The sequence below is a fragment of the Faecalibacterium sp. An58 genome (genome assembly GCF_002161515.1).
Lineage (GTDB): Bacteria > Bacillota > Clostridia > Oscillospirales > Ruminococcaceae > Faecalibacterium > Faecalibacterium avium.
The window spans coordinates 1-15,274 of sequence record NZ_NFHX01000008.1 but is presented as its reverse complement, the minus strand read 5'-3'; the positions used below and the strand labels follow the sequence as shown (position 1 = coordinate 15,274).

The 15,274-nt window shown below is 59.9% G+C and carries 11 protein-coding genes, 1 tRNA gene and 2 riboswitches; of the genes, 1 reads left to right on the top strand and 11 read right to left on the bottom strand.

All coding sequences use genetic code 11. The features are described 5' to 3' along the window. Window positions 1-17 precede the first annotated feature (17 nt). The 11 genes from B5G12_RS07150 to B5G12_RS07105 form a co-directional block, all read right to left on the bottom strand. Entirely contained in the window at window positions 18-1,883 is a 1,866-nt protein-coding gene (locus B5G12_RS07150) for a polysaccharide biosynthesis tyrosine autokinase (RefSeq protein ID WP_087324414.1), read from the bottom strand. 28 nt (window positions 1,884-1,911) lie between these two features. Further along, window positions 1,912-3,600 (bottom strand): MSCRAMM family protein, encoded by a 1,689-nt coding sequence (locus tag B5G12_RS07145; protein ID WP_087324413.1) that lies wholly within the window; start codon window positions 3,598-3,600, stop codon window positions 1,912-1,914. After that, on the bottom strand, window positions 3,597-5,150 hold the full coding sequence (locus B5G12_RS07140; RefSeq protein WP_158099691.1) for an EAL domain-containing protein: 1,554 nt from the start codon (window positions 5,148-5,150) through the stop codon (window positions 3,597-3,599). Before B5G12_RS07140 ends, B5G12_RS07145 begins: the two co-directional genes overlap by 4 nt. Before the next feature lie 85 nt (window positions 5,151-5,235). Beyond that, window positions 5,236-5,344, bottom strand: a riboswitch (cyclic di-GMP riboswitch). Window positions 5,345-5,467: 123 nt separating this feature from the next. Beyond that, window positions 5,468-7,201, bottom strand: a complete 1,734-nt coding sequence (locus tag B5G12_RS07135; RefSeq protein ID WP_087324411.1) for an ABC transporter ATP-binding protein — start codon at window positions 7,199-7,201, stop codon at window positions 5,468-5,470. An 18-nt stretch (window positions 7,202-7,219) separates the two neighbouring features. Next, a complete protein-coding gene (locus B5G12_RS07130) occupies window positions 7,220-8,584 on the bottom strand; it encodes a radical SAM/SPASM domain-containing protein (RefSeq protein WP_158099690.1) in 1,365 nt (454 codons plus the stop codon). A gap of 132 nt (window positions 8,585-8,716) precedes the next feature. Further along, window positions 8,717-8,881: a hypothetical protein gene (locus B5G12_RS14620; protein ID WP_158099689.1), complete on the bottom strand. Its 165-nt coding sequence runs from the start codon at window positions 8,879-8,881 to the stop codon at window positions 8,717-8,719. Window positions 8,882-9,107: 226 nt separating this feature from the next. Beyond that, window positions 9,108-9,566: a S24/S26 family peptidase gene (locus B5G12_RS07125; RefSeq protein ID WP_087324409.1), complete on the bottom strand. Its 459-nt coding sequence runs from the start codon at window positions 9,564-9,566 to the stop codon at window positions 9,108-9,110. Then, complete coding sequence (locus B5G12_RS07120) at window positions 9,550-9,831, bottom strand: PqqD family protein (RefSeq protein ID WP_242955967.1); 282 nt, start codon at window positions 9,829-9,831, stop codon at window positions 9,550-9,552. Before B5G12_RS07120 ends, B5G12_RS07125 begins: the two co-directional genes overlap by 17 nt. Then, on the bottom strand, window positions 9,785-10,504 hold the full coding sequence (locus tag B5G12_RS07115; protein ID WP_144064112.1) for a hypothetical protein: 720 nt from the start codon (window positions 10,502-10,504) through the stop codon (window positions 9,785-9,787). The genes B5G12_RS07120 and B5G12_RS07115 overlap by 47 nt, the downstream gene beginning before the upstream one ends. A 112-nt stretch (window positions 10,505-10,616) precedes the next feature. Beyond that, window positions 10,617-10,713: riboswitch (cyclic di-GMP riboswitch) on the bottom strand. A 131-nt stretch (window positions 10,714-10,844) separates the two neighbouring features. Further along, window positions 10,845-10,920, bottom strand: a tRNA-Thr gene (locus B5G12_RS07110). Between the two features lie 53 nt (window positions 10,921-10,973). Further along, the gene (locus B5G12_RS07105; RefSeq protein ID WP_087324408.1) at window positions 10,974-12,269 is read right to left on the bottom strand and encodes a helix-turn-helix domain-containing protein; all 1,296 of its coding nucleotides are present in this window, start codon (window positions 12,267-12,269) and stop codon (window positions 10,974-10,976) included. Between the two features lie 368 nt (window positions 12,270-12,637). Here B5G12_RS07105 and B5G12_RS07100 point away from each other — a divergent pair, with 368 nt between their 5' ends. Continuing rightward, entirely contained in the window at window positions 12,638-14,887 is a 2,250-nt protein-coding gene (locus B5G12_RS07100) for a glycoside hydrolase family 3 N-terminal domain-containing protein (protein ID WP_087324407.1), read from the top strand. Window positions 14,888-15,274 lie beyond the last annotated feature (387 nt).

Genomic DNA, 15,274 nt, shown 5'->3' with positions numbered 1-15,274 from the left:
TCGTTCCTTTCATACCCTCATCCGTGCTTCGGCTTGCTCTTGCCGCCGGCTTTCCGGCCGGTCTTTTTGGTGCCGTTCAGCTTTTCCAGCAGGGCGTTCTTCCGCTCGGCCCGCCGGGCTTCCTCGTCCGGCTCGGGGGCGGGCTGGGGCGCGGCAGGCGGGGCCTGTTCCGGCTCGGGGGCAGCGCCCACGGTCTGGTACACCTGCTGTTCCTCCTTCACCTCGGGCTCCTGCACCGGGGCGGCTTCGGGCTGTTCTTGGGGACGGTCGGTCGGTTCCGGTTCATCCTGTGCCGGAGCGTCCTCCTGGGGCTGTTTCCAGCTGCCCTCGGCGCCCATCTGGAGCAGCGCGTCGATGGCCTCGTCGTCCGACAGCACCTTATCCTTGCCGTCCTGGTCGCCGATCAGCTCATCCAGCACACTGCGGGGCTCCTCCGGAGCCTGGCCGGGGGTGGACCAGCCCGCGTCGCTCTGCTGGGGAATGGCCGGGCGCTGCTCGTCGGCCTCCATGGCCGTATCCGCCGGGGGCGGAGGCGGGGGCGACTGCCACGAGCGGAAGCCCCGCATCTGCTTGGAAGCGTTGACGATGCAGCCCAGGATCCGGATGCCCGACTTATCCAGCTTGTCGATGGCCTCCTGGATGGCGGGCATGGGCACCGTGTCGTAGCGGATGACCATCAGCGCCGCCTCGGCGATCTCGTTCAGACGCAGCACGTCCGAGGACTGGCCGATGGAGGGCGTATCGACGATGATGTACTCATAATGGGGGATCATCTGTTTGAGGAACTCGAACAGGGCGCCGTCCAGGTTGACCGCGTTGCGCTCCAGCACGGCGGGCAGCAGATCCAGATACCCCGTCAGGGACACCACCGCATCCTGTACGGTGGCCTCCCCTTTATACAGCGCGTTCAGGGTGCGGTTGTAGTCCACCGTCTGGAGGAACATCCCGCCCAGGCTGGGATTGCGCAGGTTGAGGTCCACCAGCAGCACATGGCGCTCCAGGTTGGAGATCTGTACCGCCAGGTTGGCCGCAACGGTGCTCTTGCCCTCACCATCCTCCGCGGAGGTGATATAGAAGCAGTGGTTCTTGTTTTTGCCGCTGAGGCGGTTGCAGAGGATGTATGCCGCGGCGGCAAAGTTCTGTTCGATGGAGGAGTTGCCCGTGGGCTCGCTGCTCAGCAGCTCCTTGGTGCTCTGGAAATAGGGCACATCCCGGGGGATGATGCCCAGCATCTCCAGTCCCAGGGTATCCTCCACGCTCTTGGGATCCATCAGGGTGGGCCGCACCAGGAATTCGATGCCTACGATGCCCAGGCCCAGCACCAGGCCGATCAGGCCGGTGATCCACCACCGGATGCTGACGTATCCGCCGCCGCCCGGGGTGAAGTAGGCCGCGGGCGCGTCGATCTCCATCAGGGAGCCCTGCATCAGGGTCAGGGGCATCATCCGGCGTGTGACGTTCAGGATGGAATTCATCAGTTCCACGCCGGCGTCGGCGTTGGTCCACCAGAGGGTCATCTCCAGGATCTGGGTGTCGTTGTAGCGCCGGATGCTCAGGTTGCTGGCCACATCCTGGGGCGTCACCGAGATCACCTCGGCCTCGTCGATGGCGGCGCTCAGCACCCGGTAGCTGGTCATCAGATAGGCGGTGGCCTCGGTCATATCCTCGGCCAGGTTGAAATCGTGGCCGCCGGTGGTGGCGTCCTCTGAGGTCACAGCCACCGAACAGTAGATCTCATAGCTGGTGTAATTGCCCCGCACAAAGGAGATGCTGTTCAGCACAAAGCCGATGACAAATCCCAGCACCGTCAGTCCCACCAGCAGTTTCCACCGCTTGAGGAGGGTACTCAGCAGATCCCCGATCCGGATCTCGTCTTGATTCATATCCGTTCACCTCCGTCCTTTCTGCCTGTCAATGCTTGGGCGCAGGGGGTGTTTCCTTCTCCTGCTTTTCCTTGGGGGGCTCCTCCTGCTTTTTCCTGCGGGCCTCCTCGTGTTTGCGGGCGGCCAGCCGGATCAGGAACACCATCAGGACGATGACCCCCGCCGTCAGCAGGGCCGCCAGCACCAGAGCCACGACGCTGCGCAGGGTGAACAGCGAGATGGTCCAGGTCTGCACGCTGGCCGTATCGGTCACGCGGAAGGTGTATCTCTGCTCCGCATCGCCGTTGTGCAGGATGTAGTAATCCCCCTCGGGCAGGTCGGTCAGCACCAGGTCCTGGCCGTCGGAGGTCCAGGATTCCAGCATATTGTCCTGGCTGTCGTACAGGGCAAACTGCTGGTCCAGGGTGTTGGTGCGCAGCACCGCGTCCACCGGGTGGATCACCACCCGCAGCACACGGTTGGTGATCTCCAGCTGAGCGCTGCTCTCGCCGTTGACCCGGCCGTCCGCCGTCACCACCATTTCATAGGTGTCACTGTCCGGCCGGTAGTCCCCCACCGTCTGGCTCTGCTGGATGGTGTAGGTGACGCCTTTTTCCAGGTTGGTCAGCACGGCGTTGCCGGCACTGTCGGTGGTCAGCTGCTGGGTGAGGCCGGTGCGCTGGTTGGTGACGGTGAAGCGCGCTCCGCCGATGTTCTGGTCGGCGTACAGCTCATCCGCCACGTGCAGCACGATCTGGGTCTTTTCGGCCTCCACCTCGTGCACCTCGGGCAGCGCGCCGGTCCTTTGCTCCACCTCGGCGGTGAAGGTCTCGGTCATCGAGGCGTAGTACTCGGGCGCTCCCACCTGCTGCACCGTATAGGCGCCCAGGTACAGCTCGTCGCTCTCCCCGTAGCCCTCCTCGTCGCAGTAGATGGTATCCACCACCTGGCCGGTGGTGTAGCGCACCGTGCCGTCCATGGTGATGATGTTCTCCGCCGCGATCACCCAGAAGGTGCCGCCGCCCACCGGCAGCTGGGTGTCGGCGTCGTTCATCTGGATCCGGATGATGTTTTTGGCCGGGGACAGGCGGATCTGCACCACATAGGGCTCGGGCCAGTCGAACAGCTCATTGACATCAAAGTAGGTATCCGCCGCCAGGTCATAGCCTTCCGGCGCGTTCAGTTCGTGGAAATAATAGTTCCCCTGCCAGATCTTTTCGGGCAGATAGAAGGTGCCGTCCTCCCGGGTGGCGTACAGCCGGTAAGAGATCTTTTCGGGGTAATAGGTGTTCAGGATCTGGAGGGAACCCTCCTGCAGGTGGGTGATGTCGGTGCGGTACAGCTCAAAGCGGATGTTTTCCTCCTGGATGGGGCGGTCGGTCTCCGCGTCCACCAGTTCCACATACACCGCCGACTTGACCCCTTCGTCGGGGTAGGCTCCTCCGCCGCCGGCGACGATCTCCTCCTCGTCGTCGCCACCGCCGCCGTCCCAGTCATCCCAGTTCCAGCCGCCGTCCCAGTCGTCCCAGCTGTCGCCCTCCCATTCGTCCCCGTTGGGGTAGCTGGAAGCGCCGCTGGAGGCGCCGTAGTCCTCCAGATAACCGGTGTAGTCGCTGAGGATGTACAGGCCCAGCAGTGCGATGACCAGGATCAGCACGAATACCAGGCCGCTCATCATATCGGTAGCGGGCTGCCAGAAATTGTATCTGGAATCTCCCCGTCTCTTTCTGGGCCTCATCGATTCTGCCCCACTTTCAGCATCTTCTCAAACTCCTGCACCGACAAAGGCTGGGAGAAGAAGTATCCCTGGCCTTCGGTGCAGCCGCACTTGCGCAGCATGGTCAGCTGCTCCATGCTCTCGATCCCTTCGGCCAGAAGGTTCAGATGCAGGGTCTTGGCCTGTTCAAACACCGGGGGCAGGGCCTCGGGCTTGCCGTCCAGCCCTTCGCTGCGCAGGTCCAGCTTGAGCTGGTCGGTGCTCATCTGTCCCACGCTGCTCAGCTTGATGTAATCCCCGTTGAAGCCGTCCAAAATGACCCGGAAGCCCGCCTGCTGCAGCCGGGCCACCACGTCGGTCAGCACGCCGTAGGCTTCCAGATAGGCGTGCTCCGAGATATCGATCTCCAGGTATTTGGGCGGGATGCGGTACTTTTTGAGCATATCCAAAAAGAAGTCCGCCACATCCATGGCCAGCACGTCGGTCTTGGTGACGTTCACCGACACCGGCACCGGGTGCAGCCCGCCGTTGATCCAGATGCGCACCTGCTGGCACACCTTTTCCCATATGTACTGGTCCAGCTTGGTGATGTAGCCGTTGCCCTCCAGCACAGGGATGAACACCGCCGGCGAGATCACGCCCAGAGCGGGGTGGTTCCAGCGCACCAAAGCCTCCGCCCCGATCACCTTGCGGGTGTTCAGCTCATACCGGGGCTGGAGGAAGAATACGAACTCGTTGCGCTTCAGGCCGTCCAGGATCTGGGGCATCAGGATCTGCTCGTTGCCCGACGGGCGGCTCGCCGCCGCTCCGACCATGGTGCTGCGCTTGGGCAGCCGCTCCAGCAGCTCCACGATCTGCCGGGACTCCCGCCGGTCGCTGTAACGGCTCTGTTCCTCGGTGGTGGGGATGATGGTCTTGTGGAACTCCTCCAGGAACAGGGACATCTCCCGGTTCATGACATTGCGCAGGATATTGTTGGCGATGTTGAACAGGATGGACAGGATGACGCCGGCGATGGAGGTATAGAAGGCGGTATTGATGCCCGAAAGGATGTTCTCCACGCTGTTCAAAGCCGCGTCCACCGTGGTGAAGCTGACCCCCTGCAGGCCCATCAGCAGGCCGATGAAGGTGCCCAAGATGCCCAGGCCGGTCATAACGCCGGGGATCTGGGCCGCCACGCTCTGCCAGCTGTACAGCCCCAGCACGTCCTCGTTCATACTGTCATCCAGGTCGCTGACGATCAGGCCGCTGTCCCGCTGCTGGCGCACCTTCTCGCGGTATTCTTGGAACAGCAGGTCCAGCCGCTTCTGGCGGAAGAACCGGTCGATCTGGAACGCCGCGATCCAGGCGGAGTTGCCCTCCGAGCTGGCCGCCTGGGCGATGTTCTCCTGCCCGTTGCGCAGGCCGTTGGTGAATGAGATCACCGGCGCCAGGCAATAGATGCTGCCCAAAACGGAAATGATGCACATTCCCCCGACGACGATCAAGGACAACAGATCGGGGGAATAACCCGCCAGCAGCAGACTGCTGACGATGATCACAACAATGAACAGATACGAAAGTCGTCTCACGACGTCGTCCACCTCCTGCAACATACCCCGGCCCTGGCGGGCAAGGCCTTTCACCAAAAAACAAAATGGCCGCAATCCAGACAAGAATTGCGGCCGAACCACCTTTCGCCGCATCTCCAGTCCCGCTTGATCTGCGTCGTTTAAGGCTTCCAACTTTGCGTCCCCACATTTCTATGGGTTTGCCAAAACGATATCCAATTTATGGGTGCACCATTGTGCTTATTCCTGAAAACATTTTATAATGTCATTTCTTTTTTGTCAAGCGGTTGGAAGCGTTTCCTGCATCTCATTTCAGAAATATACATTTTCCGAGAACTTTATGCATGGTTCCGGCCCTCGGGGGCCATCTCCACCTGCCGGTCGCAGATGGACAGGGCCGCAGGCCGGTGGGTGATGATCAGCACGGTCTTTTGGGTCATCCGGCGCAGGTTGGTCAGCAGCTTCTGTTCGGTGTCCTCGTCCAACGAGCTGGTGCACTCATCCAGGATCAAAATGGGGCGCTCCGAAAACACCGCACGGGCAATGGCGATCCGCTGCATCTGCCCTTCGGACAGGCCGCTGCCGTGTTCGCCCAGGGCGGTGTCCAGGCCGTGTTCCAGCTCCCGTACAAAGCCGTCGGCGCAGGCCACCTCCAAAGCACGCCACAGCCGCTGTTCCTGGCGCATGGCGGCCGGCTCCCCAAAGGCCACGATCTCCCGGATGGTGCCGCTCATCAGCTGATTGCCCTGGGGTACATAGGCAAACAGCCCCCGCCATGCCGCTGTCAGCGGGTACTCCGCCGGGCCGGCGGCGGTCCTGGCCTTGAGGTAGCGCTGCCCTTTATCCAGGGGATACAGGCACATGAGCAGCTTGAGCAGGGTGCTCTTGCCGCAGCCGGAATGGCCGGTAAAGGCCACATACTCCCCCTTGCGCACCTCCAGGTCCAGCCCGTCGATGACGGCCAGCCGCTCCGAGACGTGGCTTTCCCCCTCAAAGGTGCGGTAGGAGAAGCTGGCGCCCCGCACGCCCAGGCTCTCAAAGGATTCCCGATAGAAGCGGGCGATCTCCCGGGCGGGGACCGGCGCCTCTCCGCCGTCATCGGGGTAAGCTTCAGCCTCCATCAGCCGCTCGGCGCTGGCGGTCATGGCATAGTATTGGGGCACCACTCCGGTGATGCCCGCCACCGGGGACTGCACTTGTCCCACCAGCTGCAGCACCGCCGCAAAGGTGCCGTATGAGATGGTCCCCTGCATGATCCCATAGCCGCAGTAGACCGCCGCCAGCAGATACCCGCCGTTGACGATCCCTCCAAAGCCGAAATAGCACAGATTGGAAAAATGGTTGCGCCGCAGCCGGGCGGCCTTGTGGGCCTCCATCTTTTGGGCGGCCTGCCGGCCGGTGCGCTCCTCCATGGCAAAAACATGGACGATCATCATACTTTCCAGCCGCTCCTGCAGGAAGGACAGTACCGCCCCGCTGGCCTCCTGGATCTGCTTGTGCAGCCGCTTGAGGACCTTTCGCAGCAGGGTGGTCACCGCCAGCACCGCCAGCCCGGCCGGCAGCACGACATAGACAAAGGCGGGCTGCAGGTACAGCAGCATCCCCAGTGCCCCCGCCAGCCGGGCCAGCATCCCTGCCAGCCCCGGCAGGATGTTCACCAGGCCGTTTGCCACCACCACCGTATCCGACGTCAACCGGGACACCCACTCCCCCGAATGCTTGGCCTTTACGGTGGCAAAGTCCTTGTGCAGCAGGCAGTCGAACAGCCGGCTTTTCAGCCGGTTTTCCACGGTGGCCCGGGTCCACTCGGCCAGCAGGCTTCCCAGTGCGTCCAGGATCATCTGCGCCAGAGTCAGTCCGGCCAGCAGCACGGCCGCCCACACGAAGGTGCGCATCCGCCCTGCCGCCGCCCCGTCGATCATCTCCCGAAACAGCATGGCATAGGCCACCCCGCTGGCCCCCAGGGCCGCTTCCATCAGCATCAGGCCCGCAACACAGCCTCTGTATTTTCCGGCCACCCGCCACAGCCACCGTGCAGCCCCCTGGCTGCGCCTGTTGTGGTTTTGCTCCATGCCCCGTCCCCTACCTTATTATAGTGTGTTCTGTGCAGCGCCGTATTTGGCTTCGGCTTCGTCCGCCACTTGCCGGATACGGTCTACATAGCCGCCTTTCCACAGCAGGCACATAGTACGGTCGCAGCCCATGAGCTGGCGGTTTCCGTCCAATAATGCCGTTGCCCGGCACCCGCCGCCGCACTTATAGCGATACTGGCAGGCGTTGCACTCTGCATTTTCTGCAAGAAGGTCCCTGATGCGCCCGTTCACAAACTGCATATAATAGCTGTCGCTCAGGCCCTGCTTCAGACCAATGTCCTGCACCAGCGGGAATTTTTCCTGCTGGGGACTGGCCGTCATGGGCATGCAGGGCAGCAGTCTGCCCTCCGGGGTGATATAGCAGGACATCCGGGCCGCACCGCACATATAGCAGTTCAAGCATTTTTCAGTTCCATCATGAGGTTCTGCAACAATTTTATAGGGCCTATTCCGACCAAGGTCTGCCACATTGCATAGAACCAAACGCTCGATAGGTTGTCCTGCTTGATAATACCAGGTGATATAAGGAATCATCGCTTCGACGAATTCTTGGTCTGTCATGGCATTGCCATCACAGTTGCGGCACCAAAGGTCTGTCATTGCAACATTGCCCACTTTTACATTTTGGACACCGCTTTTTTTCAGTGCTTCGATCGTCTGCGGCAAGGTATCCACATTGCCACGATGAATGCATATTTCAACATCGGTATAAAATCCTCGCTGGCTGCACAAGCGCAGTGCACGCAGCGCTGCTTCCTCTGCACCGGGAACACCCCGCATCCAGTCATGCCAGCCTACCCCATCAAAACTGATGGAAAAAGCAGGTTTTATCCCGCGCTGCTCAAATGCATCCAGAATCGCTTCATGCAACAGCCAGCCGTTTGTATAAATCTTTCCTATTACCATCCCATAGGAACGGATCCGGTCCACCAGCTGCCAGAAATCCTTCCGCACAAAGGGCTCGCCGCCCGTGATATCGACCTGCAGCACACCGCATTCCGCCATCTGGTCAATGAGGTCAAAAGCCTGCTGGGTGGACAGCTCCCCCAGCGCTCCCTCCGGCGCATCCATAAAGCAGTGACGGCAGCGATAGTTGCATTTTCCTGTGATGGACCAGAAGATGCTTCGTACATACCGGTTATGGTAATATTTGTAATACTGTCGTTTTTCTATTGGCTGCGGCTCTTCGCAAGATTCCACAACGCCGTTTTCCTCATACTGTTTCAGCGCCTTTTCCATTGCGTCATCCAACAGGCCGCCAGGCAGCTCTGTTTCTCCATCGCAGAGCAGCAGGGTCTGAAATGCTTCTTGTGACAGCTGATCGACCTGATTTTCGGGCTGTTTGACCAGCACCCAGGCCATTCCCTCCCAGCCACGCAGCGCATAGGGGGATTTTAGTCTATAAAACATAGGTCGTTCCTTTCGTAAATGCAGTTTACAAAAATCGGCAAACAGATCAAAAATCTGTTTGCCGATTCATTTATTTGTTTGTTTTTATGATACTGTCAAACCATAATGACAAGACACATTGTTCTGGTTAGACCACGTTACGCAACCGCCATTTTCACTACCCGAGGTCACCACTACATCATTGTTATCAAATAACACCAACTCAGCAGCGGCCGGCTCATATTGCGTATAACCCTTTTTCGAATCCATTGCAATTCCTCCTTACTCATCGAAATAGAATCATCCAAAGCATTGTATTGTGTCAGCAGCATGTCATTTTTAGTGTTGCCCGTACTGGTTTCCCACTGCATTGTTGCACATACCATTACTCTGTCCATGTGTGCAACCGCCATTTTCACCATCCGAGGTCACCACCACATCGCTGTTGTCAAATAAGATCAGCTCGGCAGCCGCTTTGCGGTATTCCTTTTCTTATCTATATGCCTTCACCCCTCCTTCGGTTGACAATGCGTTGCAGTTTTCTATAAACACGTCCCGGAAAGGCCCGCAGCCACAAGGCCGTGTAGCGCAAAGGGACGGTTTTGACATATTTCTGATAAGCCGGGCTGTCGCAGCTGGTGTATGTATCCCGTTCATCCTGATAGAAGCCGGTCATCACGCCGATCACCCAGCCGGCAGGCACCTTCTCGGACCGATAACAGTTGTCGCCCCGGATGCGGTAAGCGCCGTCCAGTACCTTGACGATGCGGTGCAGCACATACTCCCCCGCCGGACGGCGGTAGAGCACCACGTCTCCCCGCTTGAGCGGTCCTTTGGGCGGTTCCAGCACCACGGTGCTCTTGCGGGCGTGGAGCAGCGGCTCCATGCTCACCCCTACCGTCCAGGACAGGGCACGGTCTCCGGCGGCCAGCTGCTGTTCAATGGTCCGCTCCATCGCTCTCCAGTGCCACCTCAATGCTCTCCAGGAACGCCTGCACGTCCCGGCGGGCCGTTTCTGCGTCCACGCCCTCATAGCGCTCCAGGGTCTTGGCCACCAGCTCCTCGGGGGTGGCGCCCTGCTCCAGCTCTTTCCAGTAGAAAGCGCCGGTCTCATTCAGCCGAATCATCCCGTTGAAGCTCTTGCTGGCCTCGCCGATGGCCACCACCATGGCCTCATCCCCCAGATGACGCAGCAAAAACCCCTTTTTGGTTTTCAGCATCTTGTTTCCTCCTCATCGTCTCATAAGAAAGCTGTGCAGCCGCCGGTTCACGGTTGCATTGCAGCAGGTAAAAGTCCACGGTCGTCATCATACGCTCCAGCAAGGTCCAGAAGCAATCGAAGCAAGGCTCCTTTTTGGGGATCAGCACCTGCTGGAAAATACGCCTGCCCGCCTCCGACATGGTCAGCCTGCGGATGCTGTTTTGGGGACTTTGCTCCAGAAAGCAAACGCCCCGCACTGGCAGCATGATATTGCAGCCCAGCCTTTCTTTTCCCTGCCAGGGGGTACCGCACGCATAGACCCCCTCTTTCTCCACACGGATCAACGGCTTATCGCCATTGACCACCTGGGCGCGGTCACCAAACAGATCCAGCCAAAGCCGGATGTGGGTCGTCTTGCCTGTACCACTGGGTGCAGCAAAAATATATGCCTCGCCGTCCACAGCCACCACCGCCGCGTGCATCAGAAATGCGCCATACTGCGGCATCCGGCAGCAAATAGCCCGGTAGATGCAGAGGCTTTCACAGTATCCCAGCGAAGCCGCCGGCATGGAAGCACGCTCCGTTTCGATCTCGTCTGCACTGGCACATACGGCAAAAGCCGGAGCTTCTTCTACACGATATCCCTCGCACATCTGCCAAATGTAGGAATACCTGCACCGGATCTCCACCACAACGCCCGCCAGCTTGATACAGAACTTCAAAAACCCACACGCTCCACTTCCTGGCCGGCGCACATGGCCCGGCGGATGAAAAAAGGCTGCAATGGCACCCGGATAACCAGGTCATTGCAGCCGAACCACCTTGCGCCGCAGCCAGCTGCGGACACGTCAGGCTTCATGCTTTGCGCCCCTGCATTTCTACAGGTTTGCCAAACAGATATTCTTTTTACAGAAGTATGTCACTTCTTTGTATCCATTTTAATCTTTCCCGGGCCGGTTGTCAAGGGCAAACGCCGCTTTTGCGCCAAAAAGCCCCGAAGGTTCCTACCTTCGAGGCTTTTTGCATTGCATATGGAGCTGCTATCCAGATTTGAACTGGAGACCTCATCCTTACCAAGGATGCGCTCTACCAACTGAGCTATAGCAGCACAGCTGCGAGGTGTATTATAGCACACCGGGCGCAGCTTTGCAAGAGGGAATTTCAAGATTTTCTGGTTTTTTCCCGTTTTTCCCGCTCCGGGGTCTGGGGCAGCGGGGGCGCGCCGTCGGGAGCCACCTCCAGAGCGGCCTTGGCCCGCTGATCCCTGCGGTAGTGGGTGGGGGTCTGGCCGGTGGCACTCTTGAACATCTTGGTAAAGTAGTTCACATCCAGGATGCCCACCTTTTCGGCCACCACGGCTACCCGGGCGTTGGTGGTCAGCAGCAGGCGGGCGGCCCGCTCCATCCGGCGGCTGCTGATGTAGTCGGTCAGGGTCTGGCCCGTCTCCTGCTTGAACACATTGGACAGGTAACTGGGGCTGATGTAGCACTGGGCCGCCAGGCTCTTGAGGGAAAGGCTGGAGTCCATGTGCAGGTTGACCTCGTTGATCACCTTCTGGATCAGGGGGCTGTACTGCTGCAGGGAGTATTTCTTTACATACAGGCAGTATTCCTTCACCATCCGCATCCGCAGCCGTTCCCCTTCCTCCAGGCTGGCCAGCGCCTCGATCTCGATGGCGAACCGGGACGAGATCCGGTCGATGTAATACGGGTGGACGCTGGCCTGCTCGATGGCCTTGCGCAGCAGGCTGTTCAGGATGATGGAAAAGTTCTTGAAGTCCCGCAGGGGGCTGTGCAGGCGCGGCGTCAGCTGGAACCGCCGGAAATTCTCATAGGCGGCCATAGCCTCCTCGTTGTCGCCTTTGGTCACCGCCTGCAGCATCCGGTTCTCGCTGGCATAGCGCTCGGCGATCAGCTCGGCAGGCAGCTGTTCGGTGAAGGACGTGTCGCTGAAACTTTCGATGCTGAGCCGGAAATGCAGGGGCATAAACTCCCGCCACTCCTCGGTGCGCAGCTCCCCCTCGGGAAAAAGCAGAGAGATGATGGCAAACAGGAGCGTCTTGATAGCGTTGTCGTCGATCTGCCGCACCCGGTTGTGGTATTCCTCCACCACCTTCTGGGCCTTTTCGTCCAGGTAAGCGCTGCACCAGGCGATGGATTCTTTGCTGCGCGGCCCCGAGGCCCAGGGCCCAATGCAGTACAGGGTATCCTTTTCGTCCGGCGAAAGGAAAAACGCGAACCGCAGCTCGAACACGCCCCGCACAAAAACCAGCCGTTTTTCGGGCACCTGATGGAGCATCATGTCCCCGAAGTCCGGCCAGTCGAACTTTGCATCCAGGGCCCGGCGCAGGCCGTAATCAAAGTTCTCGATCCCCTCGAAGGGCGGGGTCATCCTGGTCAAGCCCACATTCTGCGCGCCGGTCAGCTTTTCCAGCACGCGGCTGATCTCGACCTTCATCCAATCACCTTCCGTTTCCTCAGTCTTTGATCTCGATGCTTTTCCGTATTGCCCCTTCCGCCGCGGAAGTTGTTCTCTCAAGTTTCTGTAAATACGGCCCTATTATAGCACAAAAGTTCATTTGAGAAAAGACAGGCGGCTTTGCGCGCGGGCATTTTTCACACTTCAAAGGCCCGAATTTGTTCTGAAGTATACGATTTCTTTGCCCAAAAGCCGGTAAAATCGGGCAGAATGAAAAAATTATACGGATTCCTCCAAAAATAATCCTTTCCTTTTGGGCTTCTTTTGTGCCATAATAGGAATAGTGATATATCGCCCGCCGCCGGCTGTGTCCGGCCGGCCCATACCCCCAGAAGGAGGAACGCTTCATGGCAAAAAAAGCATCCGACAACCTTACATATTACCACAATCCCAACGGCCCTACCATCGGCACGGTGTCCCGCCGGGTCATCGAGCAGGACGGCCTCACCTTTAAGGATATCGACGGCACCGGCCAGCTGACAGCCGTCAACGACTGGCGTCTGGACCCCGCCGACCGCGCCGCCGCCTATGTCAAGACCCTGACGGTGGACGAGAAGATCGCCCAGCTGTTCATCTCGGACTGGCGGATGGGCCCCGCCTGCCCCGCCCCCGGCGCCAGCCACACGGTGGTCCCCGATGAGTCCGGTGTTCTGGATGACGCCGAGTTCAACGGCAAGACCATCTTTGGCGAACAGCACCTGCCCGGCACCACCACCCTGATCAAGGATTGGTTCAACCGCCATCTGATCCTCCGGGCCAACCCCACCCCCTCTTACATGGCCGACTGGCTCAACCAGCTGCACGCCGTGGCCGAGGAGTGCGAGCACTTCGTTCCCGTGCAGGTGGTCTCCAACTCCCGCAACGAAAACGGCGAGGTGGTCTTTGGCATGAACGACGCTTCGGGCGTCTTTGCCACCTGGCCCGGCACCATGGGCATTGCCGCCGCCGTCCGGGGCGAGGACGGCGACATGGCCATCATCGACAAGTTCGCAGACTGTGTCCGGCGCGAGTGGTCCGCCTGCGGCTTGCGCAAGGGCTATATGTACATGGCCGACTGCGTCAGCGATCCCCGCTGGCAGCGCACCTTCGGCACCTTCGGCGAAGACCCCGAGCTGATCGAAAAGATCTTCGAGCATCTGATCCCCGGCATCCAGGGCAGCGCCGACGGCGTCACCAAAGACGGCGTGTCCATGACCGTCAAGCACTTCCCCGGCGGCGGCGCCCGCGAGAACGGCTTTGACCCCCACTATGCCGCCGGCCAGTGGAACGTCTACGCCACCGAAGGCTCTTTGCAGAAATACCACATCCCCGCCTTCCGTCCCGCCATCCAGTACCATGCGGCTTCCATCATGCCCTATTACTCCAAGCCGGCAGCCGCCAAGAGCGGCCCCCAGACCGACTGCGAGGGCAACGCCCTGCGGATGGACCCCTACGGCTTCGCCTACAATAAGGTGTTCATCGACGGTATCCTGCGCCATCAGATGGGCTTTGCGGGCTACATCAACTCGGATACCGGCATCACCCACAACATGAGCTGGGGCGTGGAGGCCCTGGATGTGCCCGAGCGGATCGGCTTTGCCGTCACGCAGTCGGGCGTGGACCTGATCAGCGGCCTGTTCGACAACGCCGAAGGCCGTGAAGCCTACGACCGCGCCACCAACGGCTACTACGACACCCACCCGGTGCCCGAAGGATTCCGCAAAGAGGACCTGGTCCTCACCGACGAGAGCCTGGACCGCGCCGTCACCCGCACCCTGACCGAGCTGTTCCAGCAGGGTATGTTCGAGAACCCCTACGCCGATCCCAAGCACGCCGCCGAAGTGGTGGCCAACGAGGAAGACTGGAACGAGGCTTCCCTGGTGCACCGTGAGAGCGTCGTCCTGCTGAAAAACCAGGATCACACCCTGCCCCTGACCAGCGACAAGCTGTCGGGCGCCAAGATCTACGCCGAAGCCTTTGCCAAGGAGGCCGAAAAGGGCGAGGCTGCCACCAAGGCCCTGCGCGAGATGCTGGCCCACTACCACCTCACCGACGATCCCGCCCAGGCCGACTACGCCATCCTGATGGTCAGCCCCTCCTCGGGCGCTTACTTCAACGCCACCCCCGGCTATCTGGAGCTGGACATCTGCGAGGATAAGACCGTCTGCGACGTCGGCCCCGACGGCAAGCCTCTGGCCCAGACCCACGTCGAGACCACCCTGTCCGGCGCCAAGCGGATCCCTGCCATCGCCGCGGCGGTCCATGCCCACGGCGGCAAGGTGATCACCAACATCAACTTCCCTCTGGCCTGGATGGTGGGCAACGTGGAGCCCTACGCCGACGCCCTCACCGCCGGTTTCGACACCTACCCCTCCGCCACCCTGGATGTCATCTTCGGCCGCTTTGAGCCCATCGGCCGGCTGCCCATCACCCTGCCCCGCGGGGACGAGGTCCTGGCGGTCAATGCCGACGGCATCTGCGCCAGCCCCAACGATGTGCCCGGCTACGACAAAGACCAGTACATGGCCGATTCCCTCAAGGACGAGAACGGCAAGGCTTACGCCTACCGCGACGCCGCCGGGAATTACTACGAGCTGAACTTCGGCCTGCGTTATTGATTTCTTCCTCTGCGGATTCCCTTCCGTATACCTGCCCGGCCGGCGCCCTCCGCTGGCCGGGCAGGGCTTTTTCGGCGCCCACACCCGCAAAAAGCGGCCCCTGTCTCTGCCTGTACAGAGCCGGGGGCCGCTTCGTTTTGGGGGTTTGGGAAGGTATACCTTTCCAGTTTGCGGACAAATCGTCCCGTTTGCGGTAAAACGCTTGATTGGCGGCGCTTTTTCCTGTATACTAAATTTGTAAAAAACAGTAAATCCGATCTTTCATTTTGTATAATTTTTCAAACATAGACCCTAATGCATTTAATGGTGCCGGCTCCAATAGTAAAACGATCAACATTTACAGCAACCTGACCAATGCTGATCAAGAAACTTTTAAATTCTACTTTG

What these genes read in the sequence shown, in the direction of transcription:
- B5G12_RS07150 (WP_087324414.1), bottom strand. Translation starts at nt 1,883, where the DNA reads ATGAATCAAGACGAGATCCGGATCGGGGATCTGCTGAGTACCCTCCTC.
- B5G12_RS07145 (WP_087324413.1), bottom strand. Translation starts at nt 3,600, where the DNA reads ATGAGGCCCAGAAAGAGACGGGGAGATTCCAGATACAATTTCTGGCAG.
- B5G12_RS07135 (WP_087324411.1), bottom strand. Translation starts at nt 7,201, where the DNA reads ATGGAGCAAAACCACAACAGGCGCAGCCAGGGGGCTGCACGGTGGCTG.
- B5G12_RS07130 (WP_158099690.1), bottom strand. Translation starts at nt 8,584, where the DNA reads ATGGCCTGGGTGCTGGTCAAACAGCCCGAAAATCAGGTCGATCAGCTG.
- B5G12_RS14620 (WP_158099689.1), bottom strand. Translation starts at nt 8,881, where the DNA reads ATGGATTCGAAAAAGGGTTATACGCAATATGAGCCGGCCGCTGCTGAG.
- B5G12_RS07125 (WP_087324409.1), bottom strand. Translation starts at nt 9,566, where the DNA reads ATGGAGCGGACCATTGAACAGCAGCTGGCCGCCGGAGACCGTGCCCTG.
- B5G12_RS07120 (WP_242955967.1), bottom strand. Translation starts at nt 9,831, where the DNA reads ATGCTGAAAACCAAAAAGGGGTTTTTGCTGCGTCATCTGGGGGATGAG.
- B5G12_RS07105 (WP_087324408.1), bottom strand. Translation starts at nt 12,269, where the DNA reads ATGAAGGTCGAGATCAGCCGCGTGCTGGAAAAGCTGACCGGCGCGCAG.
- B5G12_RS07100 (WP_087324407.1), top strand. Translation starts at nt 12,638, where the DNA reads ATGGCAAAAAAAGCATCCGACAACCTTACATATTACCACAATCCCAAC.